The organism is Symbiopectobacterium sp. Eva_TO (genome assembly GCF_053848865.1).
In genome coordinates, this window is record NZ_JBSPEY010000004.1 from 2,181,563 (window position 1) to 2,194,383 (window position 12,821).

The 12,821-nt window shown below is 51.3% G+C and carries 5 protein-coding genes, 1 tRNA gene and 8 pseudogenes; 7 read left to right on the top strand and 7 right to left on the bottom strand.

The window, feature by feature from the left end; genetic code table 11:
- Window positions 1-19 precede the first annotated feature (19 nt).
- The 4 genes and pseudogenes from ACWWJF_RS13480 to ACWWJF_RS13495 form a co-directional block, all read left to right on the top strand.
- Window positions 20-325 (top strand): annotated as a pseudogene (locus ACWWJF_RS13480) (helix-turn-helix domain-containing protein); the annotation flags it as partial.
- 102 nt (window positions 326-427) lie between these two features.
- The gene (locus ACWWJF_RS13485) at window positions 428-1,468 is read left to right on the top strand and encodes an IS481 family transposase (RefSeq protein ID WP_455869725.1); all 1,041 of its coding nucleotides are present in this window, start codon (window positions 428-430) and stop codon (window positions 1,466-1,468) included.
- A gap of 108 nt (window positions 1,469-1,576) precedes the next feature.
- Window positions 1,577-2,421: pseudogene (locus tag ACWWJF_RS13490) on the top strand (IS5 family transposase).
- Between the two features lie 83 nt (window positions 2,422-2,504).
- Window positions 2,505-3,365 (top strand): D-amino-acid transaminase, encoded by an 861-nt coding sequence (locus tag ACWWJF_RS13495; protein ID WP_455869726.1) that lies wholly within the window; start codon window positions 2,505-2,507, stop codon window positions 3,363-3,365.
- A 72-nt stretch (window positions 3,366-3,437) separates the two neighbouring features.
- Here ACWWJF_RS13495 and ACWWJF_RS13500 read toward each other — a convergent pair.
- Window positions 3,438-5,852: pseudogene (locus ACWWJF_RS13500) on the bottom strand (DUF3772 domain-containing protein).
- 288 nt (window positions 5,853-6,140) lie between these two features.
- Between ACWWJF_RS13500 and ACWWJF_RS13505 the strand changes: the two are divergent.
- Window positions 6,141-6,217 (top strand) — tRNA-Arg (locus tag ACWWJF_RS13505).
- 31 nt (window positions 6,218-6,248) lie between these two features.
- Here ACWWJF_RS13505 and ACWWJF_RS13510 read toward each other — a convergent pair.
- The 5 genes and pseudogenes from ACWWJF_RS13510 to ACWWJF_RS13530 form a co-directional block, all read right to left on the bottom strand.
- Window positions 6,249-6,497, bottom strand: a pseudogene (locus ACWWJF_RS13510) (tyrosine-type recombinase/integrase); the annotation flags it as partial.
- Window positions 6,498-6,677: 180 nt separating this feature from the next.
- Window positions 6,678-7,259: pseudogene (locus tag ACWWJF_RS13515) on the bottom strand (tyrosine-type recombinase/integrase); the annotation flags it as partial.
- A 61-nt stretch (window positions 7,260-7,320) separates the two neighbouring features.
- Window positions 7,321-8,518, bottom strand: a pseudogene (locus ACWWJF_RS13520) (IS3 family transposase).
- 89 nt (window positions 8,519-8,607) lie between these two features.
- Window positions 8,608-8,892 (bottom strand): annotated as a pseudogene (locus ACWWJF_RS13525) (integrase); the annotation flags it as partial.
- Window positions 8,893-9,011: 119 nt separating this feature from the next.
- On the bottom strand, window positions 9,012-9,323 hold the full coding sequence (locus ACWWJF_RS13530) for a helix-turn-helix domain-containing protein (RefSeq protein WP_455869727.1): 312 nt from the start codon (window positions 9,321-9,323) through the stop codon (window positions 9,012-9,014).
- 145 nt (window positions 9,324-9,468) lie between these two features.
- Between ACWWJF_RS13530 and ACWWJF_RS13535 the strand changes: the two are divergent.
- Window positions 9,469-10,641 (top strand): annotated as a pseudogene (locus ACWWJF_RS13535) (IS3 family transposase).
- A 59-nt stretch (window positions 10,642-10,700) separates the two neighbouring features.
- On the opposite strand, the gene ACWWJF_RS13540 reads toward ACWWJF_RS13535, so the two are convergent.
- Complete coding sequence (locus tag ACWWJF_RS13540) at window positions 10,701-11,921, bottom strand: ISL3 family transposase (RefSeq protein ID WP_455869728.1); 1,221 nt, start codon at window positions 11,919-11,921, stop codon at window positions 10,701-10,703.
- Window positions 11,922-12,127: 206 nt separating this feature from the next.
- On the opposite strand from ACWWJF_RS13540, the gene ACWWJF_RS13545 reads away from it, so the two are divergent.
- Window positions 12,128-12,670 (top strand): single-stranded DNA-binding protein, encoded by a 543-nt coding sequence (locus tag ACWWJF_RS13545; protein ID WP_291968279.1) that lies wholly within the window; start codon window positions 12,128-12,130, stop codon window positions 12,668-12,670.
- The last annotated feature ends 151 nt before the right edge of the window (window positions 12,671-12,821 follow it).

A 12,821-nucleotide genomic window follows, 5' to 3' on the forward strand; every position in this document is an offset into this window, starting at 1 on the left:
AAAACACGAGGTAACTCTCATGCTTCATACTAACAATCCCATCATCAAACACAAAGCCGGCCTGCTCAATCTCGCCGAAGAACTCGGTAACGTATCAAAAGCCTGTAAAATCATGGGTGTGTCACGCGACACGTTTTATCGCTATCAGGAACTGGCGGCAGAAGGCGGCATTGACGCTCTGGTTAACCAAAACCGCCGGGTTCCCAACCTGAAAAACCGTGCTGATGAAGCCACTGAACGTGCGGTTGTTGATTACGCCATTGAGTTCCCGGCTCATGGCCAGCACCGGACCAGTAATGAGCTGCGTAAAAAAGGCGTCTTCATTTGTATTAGTCGCGACTTGATCTGACACTGGACCTTGAAAGGTTGAGAGTTACCGGTTTTGATATGGGTGTCGAATCCTTATACAAAACACGAGGTAACTCTCATGCTTCATACTAACAATCCCATCATCAAACACAAAGTCGGCCTGCTCAATCTCGCCGAAGAACTCGGTAACGTATCAAAAGCCTGTAAAATCATGGGTGTGTCACGCGACACGTTTTATCGCTATCAGGAACTGGCGGCAGAAGGCGGCATTGACGCTCTGGTTAACCAAAACCGCCGGGTTCCCAACCTGAAAAACCGTGCTGATGAAGCCACTGAACGTGCGGTTGTTGATTACGCCATTGAGTTCCCGGCTCATGGCCAGCACCGGACCAGTAATGAGCTGCGTAAAAAAGGCGTCTTCATTTCTGGCAGCGGTGTGCGCTCCATCTGGCAACGACACGATCTGGAAAACTTTCGTAAGCGCCTGAAGGCACTTGAGGAAAAAGTTGCCAGAGAAGGCATCGTACTTACTGATGCTCAAATCGCTGCACTGGAGAAGAAGGCGCACGACGACGAAGCCTGTGGTGAAATAGAGACTGCTCACCCGGGTTATCTGGGGTCGCAGGACACCTTCTACGTGGGTAATCTGAAAGGTGTTGGCCGTATCTACCAGCAGACGTTCGTGGATACGTACTCGAAAGTGGCGCACTGCAAGCTTTACACGAGTAAAGCACCGATCTCTGCCGCCTACCTGCTCAATGATCGCGTGCTGCCGTTCTACGAAGCTCAGGGGCTGCCAATGCTAAGAATACTGACGGACAGGGGGACGGAGTACTGCGGTAAAGTGGAACAACATGACTATCAGCTGTACTTGGCTATCAACGATATAGACCATACGAAAACGAAAGCGATGTCTCCGCAGACAAACGGTATCTGCGAGCGCTTCCATAAAACTATTTTGCAGGATTTTTATCAGGTTGCGTTCCGTAAGACGTTATACGAGGACCTAGAAAGTTTACAAAAGGATCTGGACAACTGGTTGTGGCATTACAATAATGAGCGAACTCATCAGGGTAAAATGTGCTGCGGGCGTACGCCAATGGCCACGTTACTTGATGGTAAACGAGTCTGGGCAGAAAAAAATCTGAACCAGATTTAATCTGACAGACACCTGTATAAATAACCGGTAACTGTCAGATCAGGTCTGAGCTAATACACTTAATCCCATGAGTTATACTAACTATTTTTTTCTACATAATTTTGAACTATGGCTCGCTACGACCTTCCCGATGAAGCATGGGCTATCATCCAGCCCTTACTCCCTGCTGAACCAGCAATACCACAGGCCGGACGCCCATGGGCTGAGCATCGCATGATTATCAATGGCATGTTCTGGAGGCTGTGCTCTGGTGCCCCATGGCGTGATTTACCTGAGCGATACGGCCCATCGAAAACCGTTTATAACCGCTTTAACCGATGGTCATAATCGGGAGTCATTAACATTATTTTCAATAAGTTACTTTCATCACTTGATGCCTATGGCCTCGTGGACTGGTCAGCGACTGCGCTGGATGGTAGCAATATCAGGGCGCTGAAATGTGCTGCCGGTGCTCAAAAAAACATCCCGATATCACCGGAGATAATGGGCTGGGTCGCTCTCGAGGTGGTTTTGGCACCAAAATCCATATGGCTACAGACGGAAGTGGTCTTCCGTTAAACATCGTGTTGAGCCCCGGTCAGGCTCATGAAAGTCAGTTTGCACTACGTCTTTTGGACGGTATTGGTGTTCAACGCCAGAACGGCAGTATGAAACGCCGTGGTCATGCGGTACTCGCTGACAAGGCGTACTCCGGGCATGTATTACGTAACGAGCTGAAAAACAGAGGTATAAAAACTGTCATCCCCCGAAAATCCACTGAAAAAATGGCGGTGGATGGTCGTTCAAAGCTCGATCGTGACGCCTACCGCAATCGGAACGTTGTTGAGCGGTGCTTTGGCCGTCTGAAAGAATACCGTCGCATTGCGACACGTTACGACAAAACGGCGAGGAATTATCTGGCAATGTTGAAACTGAGCTGCATCCGATTGTTTTACCAGAGGTTATGTAATTAAGGGACACAGCCTAGTGCTGATTCGTGTGTGATCTCGCATGCACTTTTACTGCCAGGTCATTTACCTTCTTTAGGAGTGTTGTAATGCAACGTATTGTGTATGTTGACGGTCAGTATGTAGAAGAGCAGGACGCCAAGGTTTCCGTTTTTGACCGCGGTTTTTTGTTCGCCGACGCCGTCTATGAAGTGACAGCGGTCATCAATGGGAAACTGGCTGAATATGACGGCCACATCACGCGCTTGCAGCGTTCCTGCCGTGAACTCGCACTGCAGCTGCCAGTCTCTATTGATGAACTGAAAAAGATCCATTTAGCGCTGATCGACAAAAACCAACTACACGAAGGGGCGATCTATTTACAGCTCAGCCGTGGCAACGCGGGCGATCGCGATTTTCATTTTCCCGGTGCGGAAGTGAAATCCACGCTGGTGCTGTTTACCCAGGCACGCTCGGTTATCGATAACCAGAAAGCCGAAACCGGCCTGCACGTAGTGACCTGCCCAGATATTCGCTGGCACCACCGTGATATCAAAACCGTCAGCCTGCTGGCCGCCTGTCTGGCAAAAGAAGTGGCCCACAGCAAAGGCGCGGATGACGCGTTTCTGGTGGAAAACGGGTTTATCACCGAAGGCAGTTCCTGCAACTGCTATATCGTGCTGGCCGATAACACCGTGGTAACGCGCCAACTGAGCAATGACATTTTGCACGGCATCCCACGTCAGTCACTGCTTGAACTCGCCACCAAGGACAATATCGCACTGAAAGAGCGTCCCTTCACACCGGAAGAGGCCTACCATGCCAGCGAGATTTTCCTCAGTTCAGCCACCACCTTTGTACTGCCAGTGGTTTCACTGGATGGTAAAACCATCTGTACTGGTAAGCCCGGCCCGATCGCCAAACGACTGCGTGAAATCTATATCGCGCGAGTGAAAGCACAGGTCGAATAACAACGCTAAAGCAGCTTGTTTCAGGCTAATAAGTAAAACGCCCATCATGCTTTTTCACGATGGGCGTTTTTGTTATTCCGGCAGCAAGGTCGTGTCCGAGGCGTTTTCCAGCACCATTTTCTGAGGAGATGCCAGCAGAATGCTGGCTGTGCGCAACCGCTTGATAATCTGAAACAACAAGTCGCTTTTTGCTCCTGAGACCATACGGGGGCTGGGAACATACCCTGTCACACTCAGCACCATCCCCGTCGGCGTAAGCTAGCTAAAGGTTACCGAAGGCGCGAGGGTTTCCAAAATGGATTCATGATCGCCATAAGCGCTGAGCAAGATCTACCGAATGGTTTCAGGATCGGCATCCAGAGGGAAAGTTAGCGCCAGCGTTGCCACTCCCATCGCATTCCCCATGGTGATATTACGAACGTTTTGCGAGATGAACTGTGAATTTGGCACAATCACCTTGGAGCGGTCGCCAAGTTGAATTTCCGTCGCGCGCACATTGATACGTCGGATATCCCCTTCTACACCGCTGATATTAACCAAATCCCCAACTTTGACCGGACGTTCGGTAAGTAAAATCAGCCCTGAGATAAAGTTCTTAACGATCTCTTGCAGACCAAAACCGATCCCGACCGAAAGTGTGCTGACAATCCACGCCAATTTATTCCACTAGATCCCCTACGCAGCCAACGTCAACAGAATAAGCAGGATATAACCGATATTGGTAAACAGGGTAACCAGCGAGGCACGAATCCCCTTTTCCAGCGTGGTCTTCGGCAAGAAATCATCTTCTAACCAACGCCGGGATGAGCGTAAAACATAGATACCAATCACCAGACAAACAGCGGCATTTACCAGATTGGCCGGGACGATACTTAACGACTCCAGTCCCTTACCGCCCCAGATTTCCACTGATTTTTGTAAGAACTCGATCGGTGTCGTGGTACCAAAGGTGCCGTTTAGCAACGCCACGGCGCCCATCAGAATCAGAAAGACTGTTCCACACACCGACACCAAGGAAGTCGCCTGCGCCAGATGACGATCGTCCAGATTGAGAGAGCGTTTAATACGGCGCCCGCTGGCGGTATTCGGCGAAAAAATGCTTTCACTGAGATCGGTTACCAGGGTTATCAGCAGATACAGGCAGGAAAGCACCATCCCCACCCATATCAGCTCATAAATCAAGAAACGCGCCAGCGAGATATAGCCAATTGCCAATGAAATCAGCACGGCAATCGCCGTCAGCAAAGTAGCCAAATGCACCAACCCTGACAGCGTAGAGCGCGCTTCCGGCTGCTCACCCGCTTCTACCATCTGCCGTCGCACCTGATTGCTGCGCAGCGCAATCGCCCCCACCGTTAACGCCAACGCCAATGCAGACAGCCCGTTCCCAACGATAGTGACAGCAACGGAGGTGCCCACCGTGGTGTTAAGCTGTTCAAGCATGCCAAACACAAACATCAGACTGGCGGCAATAATCGGGAACGGATCCATCGCTTTGGCAACCGGGTTAGCCATAGCAGGCAAGCGCCAGGATGGACCATGGTTGGAAAGAAACGCCCGCCCCAACCCAGCAATCATGGCGCTAAACACGGCAAGCCGCACCAGGTTATCGAGAAAACTCCCGATAGTGGCCGGTACATCGCCGGGGCGCGCTAACGTATAGTCCAGCAGATTCGCGGCAAACCCGATGGTCGTGACGGAAGAGAGCACAGTAGCAGAAGCGAGGAAACTGCGGCGCAACCGTCCTTCCGGCAGCCAACGGATCCCGGCACGTGCCAGATATTTTTCCAATAGACGCTGGCCAGCCGTGGCTAACGCCAGCGCCAACAGCAGATAAAATAGCGTTCCATACCGTCAGTCGGGCTCCCAGGTCGCACTCAGCGTATCGCTGAGCTGCGCCTGAAACTGCGTCAATCGCTTTTCATCTTCGGCCTGAGACGCCAACAACGGGGAGCAGAAACGTGCGCCCAGAATGCTGCCCGAGTTAAGCGCCAGTTGCGTTTTTAGCGCATTGCGACGCAGAGTAATAATCTGCGCCGAGAGATTGAGAGCCCCCGTTCGGATGGCCTGAATCTGCTCAAGTTGCGCGTCCAGTTTGGTTTTTTGCACATTCAACGTGGCACGTTTACGAGTGACCTCGCTGGTTTCCGTTATCGCGGTCCCCTGTTCTGGCGCAGGCCCCAGCTCATCGACTTGCGCCTGAAGCTGTGCCTGAAGCGGTGCTAATGCGGTTGCGAGATCGTTAGTGTTGCCGATTAACTGCTGCACGGCGTCATTCAATTCGCCGTATTTGCTGTCGCTGGCAGCGTTGGAGAACTGCTGCTTGATGCCATCTAGCTGCTTGATGCCATCTAGCTGCTTTTGCAATTTGGCGACTTCACTGTCTACATTGATTTTTGCAGCAGCAGCCACATCCACAGGCGTCGTGTTATCAGCGGCCGTAGCCGATGGCGAGGCGCACAACAGAGTAAACAATACGGCAAAAATGACGGGAAGCCTACCTGCACAGCGCGTTGAGGCACTCGCATCAAAAGGTTTCGTTGCATCAATAGGGCTCTTCTCTTGGCAATTGTCAGACCTGCATGTGCTTAATACACAATATATTGCCTTTGTACGCAAGGGGGATAATCTGGAAGCGAGTTAACAGATATCGCGCAAAACTGTACAGCGATTCACCGGATAACATAATTCCGGGCGCAATGCGTTGACTCACCAAGACGGGTGGGTATAATCCAGCCCACTATGGTTACCTACCATAGTGACACCGCACTATATGCGCCCTTAGCTCAGTTGGATAGAGCAACGGCCTTCTAAGCCGTAGGTCGTAGGTTCGAATCCTACAGGGCGCACCAATACAATCAATGGGTTACTTGGTTTTGTCTCCTAAGCGTTATCCAAAAGTGCCAGATTAGTGACATCGTTCGCCAACGCCTCGTCAATTTTCTTGGCATGCTCGGTCAGGTGGCTGGGCGAAAGGTGTGCGTAGCGGCGCACCATTTCGATAGATTCCCAGCCTCCCATTTCTTGTAAAGCAGACAATGGCACTCCTGCCTGTACTAACCAGCTTGCCCAAGTATGACGCAGATCATGAAATCTGAAATCTTTTATCCCCGAGCGCTTTAGGCCATATCGTTATACACATCTTTTGGCCATTTTTTGAACAGGATGCTCAGAACCCCGTGAATTAAGGCATTCAAGCCATCCCATTGGCTTTTTGAGGTTCAAAATGCCACTCTGAGATAAACCCGTAACTCATTGATTAAACAGTGCGTTAGAAAGATGTGTATAACGATATGGCTTTAGGCCGGTCTTCCAGGCTGAGTTATCATCTACGCGCAGTTTCCTGACTTCCGGCGTTTTTCCTCCTCCTGCTTTATGTTTCGCTTTAGTATGGACAAAGACATAACGGTTGTGGCGTCCTATCTGGTCTCTCAGAACCTTGCAGGCGGTATCATTCAGAGCAACGCCTATCGCTCTTCCTGCTTTGGCATTTTCCGGGTGTATCCAGGCAACCTTCCGTTGCATGTCCACTTGTGACCACTCAAGATCGATGATATTTGAGCGGCGTAGCCCGGTAGCGAGCGCGAAGATGACGATGTGTCGGAAACTTTCAGGCATACATTTAATCAGTGTGGAAGCCTCATCTTGCGTTAACCAGCGGATCCGCCGACTAACGGGTTTTCTAACTTTGACCACAGGTGCTTTTTCAATCCATTTCCATTCATCAGCCGCAATCTTCAACAGACCTCGCATAAAAGAGAGGTGCTGGCTCCGCGTAGCGGCAGATACAGGTTTTTCAACATAATAAGGAACAGGTAGACCTTTACGTAGTGCAGCATCCCGTCTGGCCTCCCATATCTGACGATGTTTACGATTTGGCATTTTTGCTACAGCTTGCATAATGTTATTTTCTGTTAGTGATCTTGACCCACCATCTCCGGACAGTTTTTGTATCTTAAGTTAACGATGCCCGCTGGCGCCGATATTCTCTTGGGGAGTTGTATCCCAGCGCACTGTGCGGATGGTTTTCATTGTAATGATTGAACGCCGCTGCAAGGTTCTTCAGCGCTGTTCGCACATCGGGTTTTGGCATGAAGGCGATTTCATCGTCTTCACGAACCGTTCTGCCATGCCGTTACTCTGTGGACGGCTCACTGCTGTTGTGCAGGGCTCCAGATTCAGTTCTCTGGCGAACTTCCGCGTTTCATGCGCTGTGTACGCTGAACCATTATCCGTCAGCCATTGCACTGGTTTATCCGGCAGCGCGCTACCGAAGCGTTTTTCCACCGACCTCAGCATCACATCCTGCACGGTTGAACTGTCATAACCCCTGGTGCTCGCTGCCCAGTCTATGACCTCCCGGTCGCAGCAGTCCAGTGCGAACGTCACCCGCAGCTTCTCGCCGTTGTCACAACCGAACTCGAAGCCATCTGAGCACCAGCGCATATCGCTCTCTGCTACCGCGATTTTGCCTTTATGCTCCCGCTTCGGACGTTCAGTTTTATCATTCAACAACAGCAGGTTATGCTCGCTCATTATCCTGTAAAGCCGTTTGGCGTTCACCGGTGGAAGTCCCTCTGCACGACGTTGCTTACGCAGGATACCCCACACTCGGCGGTAACCGTAACTGGGCATGTCGCTGATGATACGGAGGATGTCCGATAATATCTCAGCATCAGCTTCGTCATTACGCCGGTTGCTGCGCCTGTCCAGCCAGTCGGCAGAACGGTTAACCCGCAGTGACAGCTGCGCACGCGACACGCTCATGGCGCGGCTGACCAGAGCTATTCCCCGTCCTTTGGCAACAAGGGCGCGTGCGCTATCCATTTTCGCGACTGGCGGTACTCCACTGCTTCTTTGAGGATCTCAACTTCCATCGTCTTCTTACCCAGAAGGCGCTGTAGCTCCCGGACCTGCTTGAGGGCAGTCGCCAGCGCCGAAGCTGGAACCACTTTTTCTCCGGCCGCAACGGCGGTGAGGCTTCCTTCCTGGTATTGCTTCTTCCACTTAAACAAAAGGCTGGGCTGGATGCCATGCAGGCGGGCTACATGGGAGACGTTCATCCCCGGCTCCATTGTCTGCTGAATGATGGCGATTTTCTCTTGCGGAGTTTTACGCTTACGGACTTCTTGCCCTAACAGGATCCCGGTCATTTCAAAATTAGCATGATTGTTAGACATATATCTAAGCCTATCTCTTATCTGGAGATACAGCTACTGTCTGGTGTTACAGGGGGCTACATCATGTTATTTTCTGTTAGACTGGATAAAGATTTCCCTGAAAAATAGGTGAGGAAAAACTCTATCTTGGTGCGATCATCGTCTAAAGAACGCTTATGCCCTTTTTCATTGATCCAGCGTAGGCAAGCTTCATCAAAAGTATGATCAGGGATTTCTCCTAATTTACTGATCCGCCATGCTTCCGCTTTCAGCTGATCATAGAGTTCCTGCGCTTGCTTTTTGTCTGTCGTGTTAAGGCAGCGTCTAATTCTTTTGCCACCCGGTTCAACGCATATCGTTATACACATCTTTCTAACGCACTGTTTAATCAATGAGTTACGGGTTTATCTCAGAGTGGCATTTTGAACCTCAAAAAGCCAATGGGATGGCTTGAATGCCTTAATTCACGGGGTTCTGAGCATCCTGTTCAAAAAATGGCCAAAAGATGTGTATAACGATATGGGTTCAACGAAGTCACAGTACCAATTCCCATAACGTTGTTTGATTGCCATTTAGATTTCCTCTCTGAATGGCCGTTCTCTACATTCACGGCCTGATTATGTTGCTGATAGTGGATATATTCAAGGCAGGCGGACTTCAAAATCTCGAATTGCCCACCCCCATTACATCCAGATTTACTTGCACGAAGTCGTTTATCTTTAATAAGTTTGCGTACAGTTCGTGGCGATTTTTTAAGAAATTGAGCAGCTTCGTGAAGATTGAAAATCTCATCGTCCATTCTAAGGATTGTCATAAATGACCTCTGCTAAAATAAAGCCGCTACGCCGTTCTTCATGACAGCCAGCGGGTGTGTAGTGGCACACTGATACTGGCCACCTGATCGGAGGTGATATGCTCACCTCATCAACACGACAGGTGACCTCATGGGTAAACATTTTACGGCGGAATTTAAGCTCGAAGCCGCAAAGCTGGTTGTCGACCACGGCTACACATACGTTAAGGCCGCAGAGGCGGTTAATGTCAGCCATTCTGCCATTAGTCGCTGGGTCAATAAGCTTCGCCTTGAACGACAGGGAAAAACGCCAACGGGACTTCCTCTTACCCCTGAACAGCTCGAGCTGCGTGAGATGAAGAAAAAAGTCCAATGCCTTGAAATGGAGAACGAAATCCTAAAAAAGGCTACGGCGCTCTTAATGTCGGACTCACTCAACGGTTCACGGTAGTCGACAGGCTGAGGGCGCGATACCCGGTCACGGCGTTGTGCCAAACTTTTGAGGTACATCGCAGCAGCTACAGGCACTGGCAGGCTTCCGCTAATGAACCCGACGGTGAGCGCGTGGTTAAGTGTAGCCGCGTCATGGAAGCCTGGAACGCCAGCGGCGGCTCTGCCGGCGCTCGAAGTATCGCGACCATCGTCACCGGCAGCTCTGGTGTCAAAATGGGGCGCTGGCTGGCTGGCTGGCAAGCTGATGAAGGAGCTGGGTATCGCCAGCTGCCAGCGACCGGCTCACAAATACAAACGCGGCGGCAATGAACACGTTGAAATACCGAACTATCTCAACCGCCAGTTCGCGGTTACCGCGCCGGATCAGGTCTGGTGCGGCGATGTGACCTACATCTGGACGGGCAAATGCTGGGCTTACCTTGCGGTGGTGCTAGACCTGTTCGCCCGCAAACCGGTGGGCTGGGCCATGTCGACGTCGCCGGACTCGGCGCTGACAGTTAAAGCGTTGCAGATGGCCTGGGAACTCCGGGGACAACCAACAGGAGTCATGTTCCACAGCGACCAGGGCAGCCACTATACCAGCCGTCAATACCGGCAAGCCCTGTGGCGCTGCCGGATAAAGCAGAGTATGAGTCGGCGGGGTAACTGCTGGGATAATGCGCCAATGGAGCGGTTCTTCCGCAGCCTGAAGACAGAATGGGTGCCGACAAAGGGTTACAACAGCTTCAGCGAAGCCCAGGACGCGATTATCCGCTACATCACGGGGTATTACAGCGCTATCCGGCCTCACTGGTATAACGGCGGCTTAACTCCAAACGAATCTGAGCGACTGTTCTACATACAGTCTAATGCGGTGGCCAATATTAGTTGACCACTACACTAACAAAAAACTGAATAAATATGGGTCTTCCCCGATCATGGTGGGAAGGCTCAGAACGCCATATCCAGCTTCCCGTAGTGGAACATCACTCCCAGCTTAAAGCGCTCCCGGTTTCGGTATCCCCTGGCTTTTATCCTCAGCAGCCTGATCTTGCTGTTCAGTGCCTCCGCATTTCCGTTTGAGACTCTGTGTCGCATGGCATTCAGGATCCCGTACAGCCTTTTTCCTATCGTTTTCGCCGCGTTTTTCATCATGGGAACGTCACTGTTGGCCGCCAGTGCCAGCCATCTCTGCCTGTCATTCCGTCTTTCCTCGCTCCATGGCCTGTTCCAGATATCCTTTGCCAGCTCTTTCAGCGCCCAGCACTGGCTCGTTAGCTTCATCTGTGCACGCAGCCATATCAGCTTTTCCTGCCTGGATTCGGTCATCCACTTATCGCTGTACTGCCACAGGAAGCGGGTCCCCTTTGCCTGACGCCGACTTTCAACAGGAAGGTGCGGATGTTCATTCTGGCGGGTTTTATCCACCACTTCGCCCAGTTGCTTTGCTACATGGAAGCGGTCGAAGGCGATTTTCTCAACCGCACTGGGTAAGTGGATACGTGCTGCTCTTATATATCCTGCATTCATGTCCATTGAGAGCGTTTTGATAGCCAGCAACTGCCCGTCAGTGAGCGTGAGAAGATAGCCGGCGAGACTCTCTGTGCCGCGATCATCCGTTAAGGCCAGCGCCCGTCCATCGCGATCGGAGATCACCGTTATGTAACGATGCCCTTTTTTAAAGGCGACCTCATCCACATTCATATGACGGGAGGATAATGGCTTTTTTATCCGGGCAAGACCTCGCTTAACGGCCCGGATCATAATGCCGTCAACCGCATTCCAGCTGAGCTTAAGTTGTTTCCTGACAGCATCAACGGTGCTGATTTTCAGCCATGAGAGCACGAACGATTCGAACAGCAGCGTATACCGGCTGCCAGGCCCTGCCCACGGAACAGGCAACGTCTGGCAGCCATGCTCCGGACACATAATGCGGGGAACCTCTGCTTCAACCAGCGTGGTGAACTGGCAGGTATCGAGGTGCCGCCATTTACGATGACGGTGATCGTGAACAGAACAGGATTTACCGCAGGTCGGGCAGGCTAACCGGGTGTTTTCAGCGATTCCAACAGTGACAGTAACAGAACCGGCATTTTCATCGAGAGAAAGGGACCTTACCTGCCACGGAACGGACAGGTTGAGAATATGAGCGTAGAGAGACTTTTCGTCCATGACGTTGACCTCTGGCGATTAAATGCACCATTATCATGCCTTCAGCCACCACAACAAGAGAAGACTCATAAATATCCAGTATTTTAATGCAACAATGTAACCAATAAAAAAAGTGTGGATGCAACATCGCGGGTACTCAGCACAGTGCTGGCATGTTATGATTTCTGGCTTAGACTTTACGTATTGACTCATCAGGAGACACAAGCATGGCCAGCAGAGGCGTTAATAAAGTGATTCTTGTCGGGAATCTGGGGCAAGACCCGGAAGTCCGTTATCTGCCGAACGGTGGTGCCGTTGCTAACCTGACTCTGGCCACGTCAGATACCTGGCGCGACAAGCAGACCGGCGAGCAGAAAGAGCGCACAGAATGGCACCGCGTCACGCTGTACGGAAAGCTGGCTGAAGTGGCTGGAGAATACCTGCGCAAAGGCTCACAGGTGTATGTCGAAGGTCAACTGCGCACGCGTAAATGGCAGGATCAGAGCGGGCAGGATCGTTACACCACGGAAGTAGTGGTAGACATTTCCGGCTCCATGCAGATGCTGGGCGGCCGTCAGGGCGGTGGTGCCCCGGCAGGCGGCAACGCAGGCAACAACGCACCGCAGGGTGGCTGGGGACAACCGCAGCAGCCTCAGGGTGGTCAGGCATTCAGCGGCGGTGCACAGCAAGCACCGCGCCAACAGAACAATGCTCCGATGCCTGGCGGCAATGAACCTCCGATGGACTTTGACGACGATATTCCGTTTTAAGTTGTTGGTTCAGCAAAAACATAACGCCCTGCTAAAGCAGGGCGTTATGTTTGAAACATTTATGTTGAAATATTCATAATGTGTATTAGTCGCGACTTGATCTGACACTGGACCTTGAAAGGTTGAGAGTTACCGGTTTTGATATGGGTGT